A 14,426-nucleotide genomic window follows, 5' to 3' on the forward strand; every position below is an offset into this window, starting at 1 on the left:
CCAATTCATTCCACACGGCGGCAACACCCTGGACACCGCCATGGTGCTTGGTGCCATCGAAAGCGCCATCGGTTTCCTCTATCTGGTGGCCGTGTCCATCGCGGCAGCCAAGGCAATGGCCTGGCTGCAGCGCCCCCGGGTGAGCAGCTGGCTCGAACGCGGCAGCAGCGGCATTATCGCCGCACTCGGCCTGGGCGTGCTTGCCTCCAGCACCAGCTCGTAGCCCGTACCCGGGCCCGTGCCCGCGAGGATATGTGAGCTGCCTGGCCTCGGAACAGGGTGCGGGCCCTCGGCAGGCCAGCCGACGTTTTCGGAGACCCCGCCCAGTTCCCGGGAAATGGTCCGGGTTGGTTTCACCTGGCATTCACTCGATCACGTTCTCACGGAGCCTCCACCGGCAGCCTCAGAAGAGATCTGCCAGGGTCTCGTTGGCCTGTTCCACGTCGAAGGCTTTGGGATCCAGCGTTTCGCCGCCCCGCAGTCCCAGCCACTCCCGGTACTCCTGGTACTCCTCGTGGCGTGGATCGTTGACGGCTTGGACGATGTTCTCCCAGCCCCAGATGCCGCCGCTGTCCTCCGCCGGCGCGGCACCGCGGCCAGCGGTGCACCGCGGGAGCTGCCCGCCGCCGTCGTCGGCCGCCAGAATTTTCTCCACCTTGATGCCGTGCACCCAGTTGTCGCCGAAATCGTAGGTGTAGGTCATGGTGCTGCCCACGGCCGGGAGCAGTTCACCGAGTGTCACCTTCGATTCGTCGCGGGAAGGTTCGCCGTAGAAATCGTCCTCGCCGTCCGGGTCCACCGGCGCATACGTTGGGCCGCGGAATCCCCCGGTCTGGAACTGGTGCAGGTGGTAGTCCAGCCAGCCGAACAGTGCCTGGATCACCGCGTGCAGCTGAGGGAGCGGCATGCCGGCAGGAACCAGGGCACGGCGCCAGATGGGCGGCTTCGAATCGTTGAGCATGATTTTCAGCTGCAGAATCGATTGAGGAGCTGGCTGCGGCGCCGCCAGTGCCGCCCCGGGAGCTGTTGTATCAGCAATTGCAGGCCCCACAGCCGCATCGTCGGGGGCTTCCCCGAGGCCCAGGTCCGCCAACACCCGGTCGTTGTCGAAAGTATCCGCAACGCAGCCGATGAGCGCCGGCGGCACCCGGAAATGAGTGTCGATGGTCAGCAGCCCCAGCTCGGCGAGCGCTTCCAGCCGGCGCACAGCCGCGCTGGTCAGAGCGACCGCTATCTTTTTCTCGGCCCCCGGCGCATGATCCGGGGCGGCCAGGACGCGTTCCACCAACGGCGGTTCCGCCGTGGCCGCCGCGATCAGGATCGAGGTCTCCAGCCCGGCGATGATCTTTTCCCAAGGCTGGTCCGGATCGTATCGGACCACAGCCTGTTCCAGGAAACACGCGGTGAAAAGAAAGAACTCCTCCAACCGCTCCGAAGTACCGCCGGCCAGGAAGTCTTTGGAGTCTTCGAACGGCACCACTTTCGTTGACCTGATCTCAATCAGCTCGGCCGCCTCGAGCGCGGCCCACATCTGGGCCAGCAGCGGCACCTCGTACATGCTCCGGACCGTCGGTACGGCATCCGCAGTGCCCGGCAGCGCGGAATCCGCCCGCTTGGTGTTACCCCTGACGGTCACCCCGACGCAGGCAGCCGCCGCTTCAATGTCCCGCAAGCGAAGCGCACCGGTTCCGGTGACGGGCCGCCCGGCTCCGATCCACCGCAGCAGCGCCGTGGCCCGCTGGATCAGCGGCAGCCCGGAGAAGACCTCCAGGGCCTGTTCTTCGGGAATGTCCGGCACGTCGAGGTAACCCGGTTCGTCATCGTCCTCCACGATGGTGTCAAAGAAGTCACTGACTCCGGCCAGCTGCTCCGCGGATCCGCTCCACCGGCCCGTTTCGGACAGGAATTCGACGTAGGCGTGGACAGCGTCAACGACGAAGACGGCGTCCTCGACATCCGACAGCCCGGCGGCAGAAGCGTCGGCTGTGGCAGCGACTTCGTCCGAGATCGCGATCGCCAGGGGAACCGGCTCGAAGCCTGTCACCTCCGCCGCGGCCGTGCTGTCCAGATAGCGGCCCATGACGGGTTCAACCTGCTTCAGGTATTCCACAGCGGCGGCAGCAGCGCCGGGTGAGCCGTCGTCGAACCACTGGACGAAGGCCGGCGTAAGCGCGTCCAAGGCACGGCCGGCCCGGAAAGTGCTCAGGGAAACGGAACCAGAGGCCTGGGAGCCGGGGGCGCCTTTCGCCGCGGGGCCGTTGCCCTTGTGCCGGTTCCTGCTGTTCCTGCTCATGGTGCACCTGTCTGCTGACGAATGAGTTGTTGAGACGACGGTACTGACTCTGAAGGCGGCACGCCAGTTTCGGCCACAGAGCGCGGCGGACTGCGGCCCGAGGCCATCAAGCTGGTTATGGAGCAGATGGAGTCCATGCCGCCACGGTTCGCTGAGGCGCGGGGGTAGCGCCAGCAAGCCCGTCTGTCTCTCGCGCAGCGCTCGTGCTGGCAGTGGCCGGTATCGGCGCCGCGGCCAGCTGCACCGTTTGCCGGATATGGCCGCTAAGCCTGCTCCCGTGGCGGCCGTTTCCGGCAAATGGCCCGCGGGAGCGCCGGCAAAGCAAAAACAGCGGTCGTGCCGCTGACGCGGGAACAGCCAACGCGGAACGTTCACGCCGCCCCGCCCTGAGCCGGCCGCGGCCGGCCTTCAGCAGTGTCTCAGGATCGTCGAGCGGCCCCCGAGCCGAGGCCCCCAAGACCCTGTTTTCCCCTGCACGCGCGCGGTTTTCAGGAGTACGATATGGGCGTCGGCAGGAATCCTGCGACTCCTTGCCGCGAGACCGGTTCTCCATCAGAAGAGCCGGTAATCAGCGTGAAAGGGAGAGTCATGACCACCGCTTCACACCCTGCCCAGCACCACCACATGATGGGGTTGACCCTTCACAGCACCACCATGGGTGTTGGTGCGGTTTTCCTGCTGTTTGGAGTCCTCGGGTTCATCCCGGGAATCACCACCAATTACGGCGCCATGAACTTTGCGGGACATGAGTCCGGGGCCATGCTGCTTGGAGTCTTCCAGGTGTCCGTGCTGCACAACATCGTCCATCTGCTGTTTGGCGTGGCCGGCATTGCCATGGCCAGGACAGACCAGATGGCCCGCTGGTTCCTGCTTGGCGGCGGCATTGTGTACCTGGTTCTGTGGATCTACGGCCTGGTCATTGATATGAACGCGGGCGCCAACTTTGTCCCGTTCAACTCTGCCGACAACTGGCTGCATCTGGTTCTCGGCGTCGGCATGATCGGCCTGGGCCTCTGGCTCGGCAGGGATGCCATTGAAAAGGTGAAAGGAAGCGCCGCATAGCGCCTCGCACGGTTCGTGGAAAACTGACGACGGCGGCCGTCCCCCCGGCGGGAAATCTGCTCTCGGGACGGTCTACGTCATCATCGGCAGAGCGATCCTGACCTGATCGCTCTCGGGCTTCTGGTCGCAGCCACCACCTGTTACCGGGTGATCGGGAGGTTTCGCAGTGAATGCCGCATCGGACAGTGAACGGCCCGAAGGTGAACCCGTCTCCCTCTGGGTCGCCACCGCCGGAACCACCGATTATCCCGCCCTGCGCGGGGATATCGACGTCGACGTAGCGGTCGTCGGGGCTGGCATCGCCGGCCTGACCGCCGCGTTGGCGCTCAAACGCACCGGCCACACTGTCGCGGTCATCGAGACCGCCCGTGTCGGAACCGGCGTCACCGGCCACACCACCGGCAAGGTCACCTCACTGCACCGCCTCGCCTACACCGAACTTGAACGCAGCCACGGGGCCGACACCGCCCGCACCTACGGGCAGGCCAACCAGGCCGCGATCGAACACATCGCGCACGTGGTGGCCGAAGAGGGCATCGATTGCGGCTTCCGCCGCGTCGCCACCTACACCTACGCCGAAACCGACGACGCCGTTGCCCGGGTCCGGGAGGAAGCGGCCCTTGCCGCACGGCTCGGCCTTCCCGCCACCTTCACCACCGATGTGCCGCTGCCTTTCGCCGTCAAGGGTGCGGTCCGGTTCGACGGGCAGGCGCAGATCCATACCGTGAAGTACCTGCAGGGTCTCGCCCAGGCGGTCAATGGTGGGGGCAGTTTCGTCTTCGAAGGAACGCGCGCGCAACGGATCCGCGACGGCTCCCCCGGCGCGGTCGATACCGGGAGCGGCACCGTCCGCGCCCGTGACATCATCGTCGCCACGAATGTGCCGTTCGGCGGCCAGGGCCTGTTTTACCTGCGGTGCCATCCGCACCGCTCCTACCTCGTCGCCGGACGGGTAGACACCCCACCGCTGGACGCCACGTTCATCAGCGCCGAGGAACCGCTGCGGTCCATCCTGACCGCCAGCGTGGGCGGCACGAGTTACGTGCTCACCGGCGGCGAAGGCCACCGCGTGTCCGAGGCCGGCGACACGGCCGGGCGGTACCGCAGACTCGCCGCCTTCGCCCACGACCGCCTCGGCGTCGTCGAGATCGCCTACCGCTGGTCAACGCAGGACGGCATCCCGCTCGACGGGCTCCCCTACGTCGGGCGCATGTCCCCCGCCGCCAAGCACGTGTACGTGATCACCGGCCTGCGCAAATGGGGCCTGTCCAACGGAACCGCCGCCGCCCTCATTCTCGCCGACACCCTCAGCGGCCGGGAGAACCGCTGGGCCCCGGTGTTCAACAGCAACCGGACCACCCCGGCAGCCAGCGCGAGACGGTTCATCAAGGAGAACACCAAGACTGCGGCAGCCATCCTGGCCGGCAAACTCAGCGGCCTACCCAGCCACGCGGCCTTGGCCCCGGGCGAGGGAGCAGTCATCAAAGTCAACGGCGAGAGCACTGCCGTCTACAAAGACGCGGACGGGCGGGTCCACGCCGTCTCCGCGATCTGCACCCATCTGGGCTGCACCGTCGGCTTCAACCCCTCCGACACCACCTGGGACTGCCCCTGCCACGGCTCCCGGTTCGCCACCGACGGCACCGTCATCCAAGGACCTGCCGCCAAGAACCTCCCACCCCGGCCCGTCCCCTGACCGCCGGCCTCCCACGCCCCGGTCGGGGCGGTCGGAAGCTTCCTCGGGGCGGTCCTCGATGCTGACCATGCCGATGATCCGCCCGCCGGTCCGTTCACCCAGGGGTTGCGCCGTCCAGGACAGTCTGCCGGAACTGGGCCGACTCGCCCAGGACATCGACCCGGCCAGCGGAACTGGACGCCGTCCGGCGCCTCAACACCGACCCCACACGCCGTTGGAGCCGGTCTTCAGGTCCGTGTCGGTATCGATGAATTCATAGAATTTGAGTCATTGCGTTAGTGCGGTCCCGGGCGGGAAATCTCTATGGGAATCTGCGACACTGGGCCAATGCTTACGGAACACGCGCTGCTGCCAGTCATTTCCGGCCTGGAAAAAGATTTTGAGGCAGCGTTCGATCAGGCTCGATTGATTATTGCGTCGATGCCTGGCTTTGTCACGATGTCGCTCTCGCGTTCAATCGAATCGCCCAACACCTACTTACTGCTCGTGCAATGGCATTGTCTGGAGGATCACACCGTGGGTTTGAGAGGATCTCCGCAGTATCAGGAGTGGCGCGCGCTATTGCACCGCTTTTACGAGCCATTTCCCTTGGTCGAGCACTACGAGCTGGTAAGCGCTACTCCTCGATAAAGATCGCTCCGGCGAGGCGGTCAGTTGGGCTTGATGCTCATGCGTCGGCCTGCCCCGAGTCGCGTGCTCTTTCCAGACCGTCCAGGACGAGGTCAAGTCCGAATGTGAATTCGTTGGAGTAGTCGTAGCCTCGCTGGAGCACATGCTTCGCCATGAGCTCGACGAGGTAGGGGTATTCGTCAACGGGCAGGTGCGCGAGCATTGTCTGCGCCGTCGCGGCAGCCTGTTCCCCGCCGTCGAAGGGCAGGCCTTTTTCTTGCCTCGCGAACCCGTAGATGTAACTGTCGAGCGCAGCGAACGCGTGGGCTGTCATGGCGATGGAGAATCCGCCGTTCCTGAAGGTGCCGAGCACCCGATCGTGGTGCCTCAGCGTTGCAGGCCCGGGATTGGTGCCGGAATCCATCAGCCCGTTCGCCCAGGGGTGGCGCGAGAGCATGTCACGGACCGAGACGGATCGTTTCCGCATGGCTGTTTTCCAGTCGTCGCCGTGCGATGGCAGCTCGATTTCACCAAAGACGGCGTCGATCATGCCATTCAGCAGGTCCTCCTTGTTGGACACGTGGTTGTACAGGGACATTGCTTCCACCCCGAGTTCTTCTCCGAGCTTGCGCATGGTGAGCCGCTCGATACCTCCTTCGTCTGCTAACCGGATGGCCGTCCGGAGCACGCGTTCCCGGTTCAATCGGAGGCGGGCTTCCGTGGCAGGTGCACGCTTTGCCGTCATTTCTCAATCTTCCTGTTGCTTCCATGGACAAGCTTACAACGTACATGTAGCCTACTTACAACATAAGCTTACAACGTAAGGAATGCGTAATGAGCACTGTCCCGCCTGTCTCAATCCCCACTCCGCGATCGCCCCGCGCCACGATTCTCAACTTCCCCAACTGGTCGCCGCGCACGGCGAGCCTGGTCTCCGGCATCGGACTCGCGCTTATGGCGGTCCTGATGATCGCTGGTTACTTCGGTGGGATCGTTCCGCTCATCACACCAGGGAATGCGGCGGAAACCTCGGCAGACATTTCCAACTCGGCGCTCCTCTTCCTTGGCGGGGTATCCTGCATCTTCGTCGTGGCCCTTCTGGACATCGTCGTGGCCGGTGCGTGGTACGCCCTCTTCAAACCGGTGAACCGCCGCCTCTCCGCCACGGCCGCATGGATCCGCGTGGTCTTCGCGGGGCTCTTCATGGTTGCCGCCAGCCACCTGGTCAACGCGTTCGCCCTCCTCGGCGAACCGGCCCAGGCCCTACGAGCCATCGAGACATTCAGCACCGCCTGGGTCATCAGCCTCGGCCTCTTCGGCATCTACCTCGTGCTGATCGGCTACCTGGCCTTCCGTTCCGGATTTATGGCCAAGATCTTCGGCATCCTTCTGGCGATCGCCGGCTTCGGGTACATCGCAGACGCGCTCGGCGTCGCATTCAGCGCCCACTTCCCCACCACGTTCGGTTCATTCGGCTTCATCGGTGAGGTCGCCATCATCTTCTGGCTCCTCATCAAAGGCCGCCGACTCACCGTCCGCTGACCGGCACACCTCCACCACACGGCGGAGGTGCTGGTACGGAATCACGCTTCGGTGGATTCAGCAGCACCCCCAATATTCGGCTCGTGGCGTCTATCGGCTCGTCCCCAAGCACGATTGCATGGGCGTCAGTCACGCGGCCGCATGAGCGGCGGGTTGAGCACGGCCCGCGCCGGCTGGCCCGCGGCCGGACGGGCTGCCCCGGCCAGCCGGAAAAGCGCCGCAGGGCGGCCGGCGTCGCCCGTCGTCATCCGCCCAGTGTCTTCCAGGAAGCCCGGCGTTCCCGTGGCCTTGCGGTGGAAATTCCGGGGGTCCAGGCGCGTGCCCCACACGGCCTCATAGACAGCCCGGAGCTGGGCGACGGTGAACTCATCGCCGCAAAAGGCCGCCCCCAGCGGCGAGTATTCAAGCTTTGACTTCGCCCGCTCCAAGGCGTCACCGAGGATCCGCTCATGGTCAAAGGCGAGCTGCAATTCGCCATCCAGGACCTGGCCGGCCGGATACCACGCGGCGTGCTCGGCGTCGCTCCCGGCGGACAGGACGGGAAAGTTGGGTGCGAGCAGCAGGTGCGCCACCGTCAGCACATCCCCGCGCGGGTCGCGCCCCCTCGGACCGTAGCTCCCCAGCTGTTCCAGGTGGCCAGGGACCTGCCCGACGCCGGTCTCCTCCGCCAGTTCGCGGCCCGCCGCCGTCACCAGGTCCTCGCCGGGCAACACGAAACCGCCCGGGAGGGCGAGCCTGCCGCGGAAAGGCTCGATGAGGCGGGTGATAAGCAGGATCTTCAGGGCGCCGTCGAACACGGTGAGGGCGACGACGTCGACCGCCACCGGGAAGCGTGCGGGCGCCGGGTGTGATTCAGGCATGAACCCATCGTAGGGATTTATCGTCACCTTGACAATAACTCGGAGCAGGCCCTATCGTTCGGTTATCGTCAACTTGACGACAACATCGAGCGGTTTAGGAGAATCCCATGGCCAGCATCAAGCGCTACCCCTGGATCAGCCACTTCCTCGGGAGCCCAACCGGCTATGTCGTCCACCTGCAGAAGGGTGCGGTCAGGCACCAGGGCGTGGGCCAGGCCTTCTGGTACCGCCCCGCGAACTCCGTGCTCAGCGAGGTTCCCGTGGATGACCAGGAACTGCCCACGCTCTTCCACGCCATCACCCGCGACCACCAGGACGTGAGCGTCCAGGCCAACGTGACCTACCGCTTCATCGACCCGGTGTCCGTCTCCAGCCGGCTCGACTTCGGCCTCCAGCCGGCCGGCGGGGCGCCGTCGACCGGGAAGGAGCAGGTGGCCACCATCATCGGCCAGCTGTGCCAGAGCCACGCCATAGACCAGATCGCCACCACCACGCTCGCCGAGGCGCTGGAGCGCGGAGTCAGCTAGCTCCGAAACGTCCTCACCGAAGCCCTCCGTGCGGACACCCGGCTCCTGTCCACCGGCATCGAGATCCTTGGGGTGCAGGTCCTGGCGGTCCGGCCGGAGTCCGACGTCGAACGGGCCTTGCAGACGCCGGTCCGGGAACAGCTCCAGGCCGAAGCAGACCGGGCCGTGTACGAACGCCGGGCCGTCGCCGTCGAGCGCGAACGGACCATCTCCGAGAACGAAATGGCGAGCCAGATCGAGCTGGCCACCCGTCGCGAAAACCTGGTCGCCCAGGAAGGCGCCAACGCGCGGCGTCAGGCCGAGGAAAAAGCCGCAGCGGGCCTCATTGAGGCGCAGGCTTCGGCCGAACGCAAGGGCATCAACGCCTCCGCCGAAGCGAACCAGATCCGGCTCGTGGGCGAGGCAGCCGCGGCACGCGAGGCCGCCACCATGGAGGTCTACAGCGGCATGGAACAAGCCACCCTGCTGGCACTGGCCCTCCGCGACGCAGCCGGATCACTGCCCAACATCGGGAACCTCACCATCACCCCGGACCTGCTCAGCGGGGCACTTGCCGGGCTGTTCAGGGAGCCTGCAGGCGGCACGGTTCAGGCTGCTGCAGCCCGTGTTGCGGCCGGAATCACGGGCAGCGCCGGGAAATAGGATCCGGTCATGGCAAACCCCCGTCTCGTCATAGTCCACCGGCGGACCGAGCTCCAGGAACTCCTGGACCGGCACGCCACCCGCGGCCAGGCCGAATTCTTCCTGCGCACCCGCGGCCGCACCATCCAGGCTGTACAGGAACGCCATGACCGGCTCACCGCGGCCCTGGTGACCGTCCGCGCCGCGGTTCCGGCCGAGTGGCGTCACGCCGAGGTGGAGCGCGCGGACCTCAGCCGCTTCCTGCTCACACGTGAGGACATCATCGCTGTGGTAGGGCAGGACGGGCTCGTGGCCAACGCGGCGAAGTACCTCAACGGCCAGCCCGTCATCGGGATCGATCCCGAACCGGGAACGAATCCGGGTGTCCTGGTCCGGCACACGCCCGACGCGGCGGCAAAGCTGCTGCAGGACGCCGCCCTGGCCGGCCCGGTGGAGCGGCTGCGCTGCCAGGACCTCGCCACAGTGACGGCACGGCTCGACGACGGACAGGAACTCTCGGGACTCAACGAGGTTTTCATCGGGCACGCCTCGCACCAGTCGGCCCGATACCAGCTCACGACCCCGGACGGCCAGGCCGAACGCCACTCCTCTTCGGGCCTGATCGTCTCCACGGGCACGGGCGCCACCGGCTGGTGTGCATCCATCGCCCTGGAGCGCGGAGGACGGGCCTTGCCGGCACCGGCGGATCCCCGGCTCGCGTGGTTCGTCCGCGAGGCCTGGCCCTCCCCCATCACCGGAACCTCCTTGACCGAGGGCGTGCTGGAGGCGGGCGAAACACTCCGCGTCACCGTTGCCTCCGACCAGCTCGTGGTGTTCGGCGACGGCATGGAAGACGACCGCCTCACCGCATCCTGGGGCCAGGAAATCACGGTTCAGCTGGGCGAACGGCCGCTGCGGCTTGTGGGGTAGGAGCCCACTGGGAGCTACCCCAACGAAGCCGCTCTCGACTGGACTCCGATCGTCTCCGCCCAGAAACCATACCCAGAGGGTTTCTCTCGCATCCGGGGAGAGCCCCGCGAGATATAAAAGGGGTTCCAGTGTGAGATTCCGGTCAGTCTGGACCATTCCACATAGTTGACCCCACTGTTTCCGCTAGTTGACCCTTTTTCTCGAAGTCGGCCGGCCACCACGCCTGGACCGAACTCACGGGCGACGTCGAACAGGCGATCCTTCAGGCGAGTGCGCTATTGGGCTCCGATTCCGTACTCGAGTGAACTTGACGGGCACGGCTGAAGTGAGATCCGGCTCCGGCCCACCGTGAGTTCGCCCCGAAATCCCCACACCCTCGGATTCGGGCTAATAGGGCGTGCCCCTCCAACAGGTGGCGGTCCGAGCCATCCTGTCACGGCCGGGGCTTGCGGCAGCGTCCCGGGTGAGTAGATTTGCTTCACGCAGGGTGTCCACGGGTTCGACTGCACTGGAGGCGACGATGACTGGTAATGGACCCGTCCTGGTGGTGGGCGGCACCGGCATGCTGGGCAGCCAGGTGGTGGCCCAGCTGCTGTCACGCGGAAAACAAGTACGTGCCGTGGTGCGCCCGGGTTCCGACGCGACCCGCCTGGAAGCCGCCGGGGCCACCATCGCCCGTGGCGACATGATGGACCTTGACTCGCTGATCCGCGCGATGGACGGCGCCGACAGCGTGATCACCACGGCGGCAGGCTACACACGGCACAGCAAAGGGGATACCCCTCAAATCGACACCATAGGCAACAGCAACCTCGCCGAAGCCGCCAGACGCACCCACGTTCGCAGATTCGTGCTGACGAGCATCCTCACCTGTGACCAGACTCCGGACGTTCCGCACTTCTGGCACAAGAAGCTGGCCGAGGACCGGCTCGAGGAACTCGGCGTCCCGTTCGTGGCGCTACGCCCGGGCGCATTCCTTGACCAGGTCACCCGTTTCGGTGGCGACCCTTTCAGCAAAGGGCGCCTCACGTGGCTCGGGTCCCCGCGCATTCCGTTGACCTTCGTCCTCACACCTGACCTGGCCGGCTACCTGGCAGCCGCAACGGACACACCCGGCATCGACGGGCAGCGCATAGATATCGGCTGGGACCGACCGGTCAGCATGCAGGAAGTCGCTGAGAACTCCGGCAGGCTCCTCCGCAAACGGATCCGCGTCCGGACAATCCCCACCGGACTCATCCGCGCCGCCGGCACTGTCCTCGGACCGATCAACCCCATGGTCAAGGACATGGGAGCGATGGCCGGCTGGTTTCAGTCCGGCCGCTACGTCGCCGACACCACCCGACAACGCGAAGTCTTCGGCTCCGTACCAGCCGCCGAGGACGCCCTAACCCGCCTCCTCAACAGCCTCGGACACCCGGTCAGACACTAAGCGCGCAGGAACAGGCTCAAATCATCGTTCTACCCTCAATCGATAAAAGGCCTATTCGGAAGGGGCGGGAATCGTTATGAATTCAAAAACTAGAATGTTCGTTGGCATCATCGCTTTATTGATAATTATGGCCGGCGGGGCATTATGGTTCTTTAGCAATTTAAGAAATGACGCAAGCGGCTACAGTCCGCAGATCAAACCAGCGGAATTCACCGCGAAGATTACAAACAAGTATTTCGCACTTCCCGTAGGCAAAAAGATGACTTATGAGAGTACGGATCAACGAGGAACCACCGAGAGAATCGAGATTGAGATCCTCCAGGAATCAAAGGTCATTGAGGGCGTTGAGACGGCCATCTATCTGGACAAAGTGTATACCAACGGGCAGCTTGTCGAGGAAACCAGAGATTACCTAGCTCAACACAAAAACGGAGACGTATGGTACTTTGGCGAGGACGTGAATAACTTTCTAAATGGAAATTTGCTCGATCATTCAGGCAGCTTTATTCATGGAAAAGATGGTGCGAAAGCTGGTATTTGGATGAAGGCCGAGCAGCGGGTGGGCGACTCCTACAGGCAAGAATATTACGTAGGAAAAGCCGAAGATATGCGAGACACTCTCGCCACGGGCTTGACCGTGTCCACGAAATTTGGCACATACACCGACTGCGTCAAGGTCTACGACTGGACGCCGCTTGAGAAAAACTCCAGAGAGCATAAGTACTACTGCCCCAAGGTCAGTTCGCTAGTTCTTATTGAGGACTTGGAAACCGGCCAACGGTCAGAACTCACAAACATTGTCGTTCCCTAAGCATTTCAATCGTGAAAGCCGACGTTCCCGCGCAGCGTTCCACAACCTTCGAAGTGCGACATCTCGGGACACATGTGTGACCAGATGCACAGACCGGCTAGGCGGTGCGGAGTACTGGTCGTGCCGCTGACACTCGGGGGTGCAGGCTGGTCCGTCTAATGTCACGCTCATCTGCTTGTCGAGACCCAACAAAATCTTGTCTCCGATGGGGAACTACCAACTCACGGCCCCCGGCGGCCAGGCCGAACGCCACTCTTCTTCGGGCCTGATCGTCTCCACCGGCACGGGCGCCACCGGCCGGTGCGCATCCATCGCCCTGGAACGCGGAGGACGCGCGATGCCGGCGCCAGCGGATCTCCGGCTCGCGTGGTTCGTCCGCGAGGCCTGGCCCTCCCCCATCACCGGAACCTCCCTGACCGAGGGTGTGCTGGAGGCGGGCGAAACACTCCGCGTCACCGTTGCATCCGACCAGCTCGTGGTGTTCGGCGACGGCATGGAAGACGACCGCCTCACCGCATCCTGGGGCCAGGAAATTATGGTGCAGTTGGGCGACCGGCCGCTGCGGCTCGTGGGGTAGGAGCCCAGGCCAAACGGCAAGGAAACAGCCATGATGTCGGGATTGTCCTTCTCAGTTACGTAGGTCAAGCGCTTCGAGGAGCCGCCTGACCGAGCCGCCGAGGTTCCACTCGGTGGCGAGACGCTCGAGTTCGGCGCGCGAACCGCCGACGACAGGGTGCAGTTGCGCGCCCGCCTCCTCGAGCGTCGGCAGCTCGAGGTCGCGCACGATCTTCACGACGGCGGGCGCGACCGAGAGGTAGTCCGCGGCCGCGGCGAGCTTGGACCGCACGGATGCGGACAGCCCGCTTCCCGCATCCGTAGCCGCCGCGAGCAGCCCGTCGAGCGTGCCGTACTCTCCGAGCAGCGACGCGGCGGTCTTCTCGCCGATGCCGGCGACGCCCGGCAGCCCGTCGGAGGTGTCGCCGCGGAGGGTCGCGTAGTCGGCGTACTGCTCGGGCAGCACGCGGTACTTGCCGACAACGACGGCGTCGGTCACGACTTCGAGGTTCCTCATCCCGCGCGCGGTGTAGATCACCCGCACCTGACGAGCGTCGTCGACGACCTGGAAAAGGTCGCGGTCGCCCGTCACCACGTCGACCGGAAGCCCTGCGTGGCTGGCGTAGGTGCCGACGACGTCGTCGGCTTCATGTTCGGCTGCCCCCACGACGGCGATGCCGGCGAGGTCGAGCATGCGGCGGATCATCGGAAGCTGCGCCACCAGCGCGTCCGGCACGACCTCCACGTCAGGGGCACCTACTACCACCTCTGCGACCCGATGCGACTTGTAGCTCGGGATGAGGTCGACCCGCCACTGGGGGCGCCAATCATCGTCCCAGCACGCAACGAGATGCGTCGCGTCGTAGTCGGTCGTGAGCCGCGCGATCATGTCGAGCAGGCCGCGGACGGCGTTCACGGGCGTGCCGTCGGCGCGGCGGATCGTATCGGGCACACCGTAGAAGGCGCGAAAGTACAGCGACGCAGTGTCGAGCAGCATCAGGCGGTGGGGCATAACTGATCCTGCCACGGATGCGCCTGGAACTGTGCTTTCGTCGACACAGATACCACTCAGTTTGGGGTTAAATGGCGGGCCGTGTATCCGAAGTGCGCCCTCCACCCTGCCAGCGTTTTGCTGCCACACAGCCAATTTCATCTTATTGTCGGTGCCTCCTGAGATGCTGTGGGTGTGGACAGCAGAACAGCGTGGAGTGCCGGAAGCAGGGAGGCCCTGGAGGCCGTCGCCGCGTCCGCTGCTGTGCTGGCTGCCTTCACCGGCGCGGACCGCCCGGATCCGCCCGGCGCCGATCCCCTCGGAAACGCCGATCCGTTGCGGAATCTGGCCGATGACTGCCTGGACGGGCTCGCCGCCGTGGCGCGGCTGGAAGCCCGGACCGCGGCGCTGAAGGTGAGGCTGGCCGCGGACTACATGCACGCAACCAGGGCCCTGGCGCCCCCGGCGGCGTCCCCGCAGGAACACGCCGCCCAGGA

14 protein-coding genes and 2 pseudogenes are annotated in these 14,426 nt (G+C 65.1%); 12 read left to right on the forward strand and 4 right to left on the reverse strand.

What is annotated here, in order from left to right; all coding sequences use genetic code 11:
- A pseudogene (locus J9611_RS16590) lies at window positions 1-223 on the forward strand (LysE family translocator); the annotation flags it as partial.
- A gap of 180 nt (window positions 224-403) precedes the next feature.
- Here J9611_RS16590 and J9611_RS16595 read toward each other — a convergent pair.
- Window positions 404-2,293, reverse strand: coding sequence for a plasmid pRiA4b ORF-3 family protein (locus J9611_RS16595; protein WP_211881715.1), 1,890 nt, complete (start codon window positions 2,291-2,293; stop codon window positions 404-406).
- A gap of 588 nt (window positions 2,294-2,881) precedes the next feature.
- Here J9611_RS16595 and J9611_RS16600 point away from each other — a divergent pair.
- The 3 genes from J9611_RS16600 (at window position 2,882) to J9611_RS16610 (ending at window position 5,681) form a co-directional block, all read left to right on the forward strand.
- Window positions 2,882-3,355 carry a DUF4383 domain-containing protein gene (locus tag J9611_RS16600; RefSeq protein WP_211881716.1) on the forward strand — a complete coding sequence of 158 codons (474 nt, stop codon included), beginning with the start codon at window positions 2,882-2,884 and terminating at the stop codon, window positions 3,353-3,355.
- A 166-nt stretch (window positions 3,356-3,521) separates the two neighbouring features.
- Complete coding sequence (locus tag J9611_RS16605) at window positions 3,522-5,051, forward strand: FAD-dependent oxidoreductase (RefSeq protein WP_211881718.1); 1,530 nt, start codon at window positions 3,522-3,524, stop codon at window positions 5,049-5,051.
- 327 nt (window positions 5,052-5,378) lie between these two features.
- Entirely contained in the window at window positions 5,379-5,681 is a 303-nt protein-coding gene (locus tag J9611_RS16610) for an antibiotic biosynthesis monooxygenase family protein (protein ID WP_211881720.1), read from the forward strand.
- A gap of 37 nt (window positions 5,682-5,718) precedes the next feature.
- Here the strand turns inward: J9611_RS16610 and J9611_RS16615 are convergent, their stop codons facing one another.
- The gene (locus tag J9611_RS16615) at window positions 5,719-6,405 is read right to left on the reverse strand and encodes a TetR/AcrR family transcriptional regulator C-terminal domain-containing protein (RefSeq protein ID WP_211881722.1); all 687 of its coding nucleotides are present in this window, start codon (window positions 6,403-6,405) and stop codon (window positions 5,719-5,721) included.
- 89 nt (window positions 6,406-6,494) lie between these two features.
- Here J9611_RS16615 and J9611_RS16620 point away from each other — a divergent pair, with 89 nt between their 5' ends.
- Window positions 6,495-7,202: a DUF4386 domain-containing protein gene (locus J9611_RS16620; RefSeq protein WP_211881723.1), complete on the forward strand. Its 708-nt coding sequence runs from the start codon at window positions 6,495-6,497 to the stop codon at window positions 7,200-7,202.
- A 125-nt stretch (window positions 7,203-7,327) separates the two neighbouring features.
- Here J9611_RS16620 and J9611_RS16625 read toward each other — a convergent pair whose 3' ends face one another.
- Entirely contained in the window at window positions 7,328-8,062 is a 735-nt protein-coding gene (locus J9611_RS16625; protein WP_211881724.1) for an NUDIX hydrolase, read from the reverse strand.
- Between the two features lie 107 nt (window positions 8,063-8,169).
- Between J9611_RS16625 and J9611_RS22015 the strand changes: the two genes are divergently transcribed.
- The 6 genes from J9611_RS22015 (at window position 8,170) to J9611_RS16650 (ending at window position 12,960) form a co-directional block, all read left to right on the forward strand.
- Window positions 8,170-8,589: an SPFH domain-containing protein gene (locus J9611_RS22015; protein ID WP_246527942.1), complete on the forward strand. Its 420-nt coding sequence runs from the start codon at window positions 8,170-8,172 to the stop codon at window positions 8,587-8,589.
- A 72-nt stretch (window positions 8,590-8,661) separates the two neighbouring features.
- The gene (locus J9611_RS22020; protein ID WP_246527943.1) at window positions 8,662-9,231 is read left to right on the forward strand and encodes a flotillin family protein; all 570 of its coding nucleotides are present in this window, start codon (window positions 8,662-8,664) and stop codon (window positions 9,229-9,231) included.
- A 9-nt stretch (window positions 9,232-9,240) separates the two neighbouring features.
- Entirely contained in the window at window positions 9,241-10,140 is a 900-nt protein-coding gene (locus J9611_RS16635; RefSeq protein ID WP_211881725.1) for a diacylglycerol kinase catalytic domain-containing protein, read from the forward strand.
- 520 nt (window positions 10,141-10,660) lie between these two features.
- A complete protein-coding gene (locus J9611_RS16640) occupies window positions 10,661-11,572 on the forward strand; it encodes an SDR family oxidoreductase (protein WP_211881726.1) in 912 nt (303 codons plus the stop codon).
- A 76-nt stretch (window positions 11,573-11,648) separates the two neighbouring features.
- Window positions 11,649-12,383, forward strand: coding sequence for a hypothetical protein (locus J9611_RS16645; RefSeq protein ID WP_211881727.1), 735 nt, complete (start codon window positions 11,649-11,651; stop codon window positions 12,381-12,383).
- Between the two features lie 205 nt (window positions 12,384-12,588).
- Window positions 12,589-12,960 carry a diacylglycerol kinase catalytic domain-containing protein gene (locus J9611_RS16650; RefSeq protein WP_246527944.1) on the forward strand — a complete coding sequence of 124 codons (372 nt, stop codon included), beginning with the start codon at window positions 12,589-12,591 and terminating at the stop codon, window positions 12,958-12,960.
- Between the two features lie 51 nt (window positions 12,961-13,011).
- Here the strand turns inward: J9611_RS16650 and J9611_RS16655 are convergent, their stop codons facing one another.
- Window positions 13,012-13,950 (reverse strand): 5'-3' exonuclease, encoded by a 939-nt coding sequence (locus J9611_RS16655; protein WP_211881728.1) that lies wholly within the window; start codon window positions 13,948-13,950, stop codon window positions 13,012-13,014.
- A 174-nt stretch (window positions 13,951-14,124) separates the two neighbouring features.
- Here J9611_RS16655 and J9611_RS16660 point away from each other — a divergent pair.
- A pseudogene (locus tag J9611_RS16660) lies at window positions 14,125-14,426 on the forward strand (HNH endonuclease signature motif containing protein); the annotation flags it as partial.

Source organism: Pseudarthrobacter albicanus (assembly GCF_018224015.1).
GTDB lineage: Bacteria > Actinomycetota > Actinomycetes > Actinomycetales > Micrococcaceae > Arthrobacter > Arthrobacter albicanus.

What these genes read in the sequence shown, in the direction of transcription:
- J9611_RS16650 (WP_246527944.1), top strand. Translation starts at nt 12,589, where the DNA reads ATGGGGAACTACCAACTCACGGCCCCCGGCGGCCAGGCCGAACGCCAC.
- J9611_RS16625 (WP_211881724.1), bottom strand. Translation starts at nt 8,062, where the DNA reads ATGCCTGAATCACACCCGGCGCCCGCACGCTTCCCGGTGGCGGTCGAC.
- J9611_RS16620 (WP_211881723.1), top strand. Translation starts at nt 6,495, where the DNA reads ATGAGCACTGTCCCGCCTGTCTCAATCCCCACTCCGCGATCGCCCCGC.
- J9611_RS16640 (WP_211881726.1), top strand. Translation starts at nt 10,661, where the DNA reads ATGACTGGTAATGGACCCGTCCTGGTGGTGGGCGGCACCGGCATGCTG.
- J9611_RS22015 (WP_246527942.1), top strand. Translation starts at nt 8,170, where the DNA reads ATGGCCAGCATCAAGCGCTACCCCTGGATCAGCCACTTCCTCGGGAGC.
- J9611_RS16655 (WP_211881728.1), bottom strand. Translation starts at nt 13,950, where the DNA reads ATGCCCCACCGCCTGATGCTGCTCGACACTGCGTCGCTGTACTTTCGC.
- J9611_RS16635 (WP_211881725.1), top strand. Translation starts at nt 9,241, where the DNA reads ATGGCAAACCCCCGTCTCGTCATAGTCCACCGGCGGACCGAGCTCCAG.
- J9611_RS16600 (WP_211881716.1), top strand. Translation starts at nt 2,882, where the DNA reads ATGACCACCGCTTCACACCCTGCCCAGCACCACCACATGATGGGGTTG.
- J9611_RS16615 (WP_211881722.1), bottom strand. Translation starts at nt 6,405, where the DNA reads ATGACGGCAAAGCGTGCACCTGCCACGGAAGCCCGCCTCCGATTGAAC.
- J9611_RS16610 (WP_211881720.1), top strand. Translation starts at nt 5,379, where the DNA reads ATGCTTACGGAACACGCGCTGCTGCCAGTCATTTCCGGCCTGGAAAAA.
- J9611_RS16595 (WP_211881715.1), bottom strand. Translation starts at nt 2,293, where the DNA reads ATGAGCAGGAACAGCAGGAACCGGCACAAGGGCAACGGCCCCGCGGCG.
- J9611_RS16645 (WP_211881727.1), top strand. Translation starts at nt 11,649, where the DNA reads ATGAATTCAAAAACTAGAATGTTCGTTGGCATCATCGCTTTATTGATA.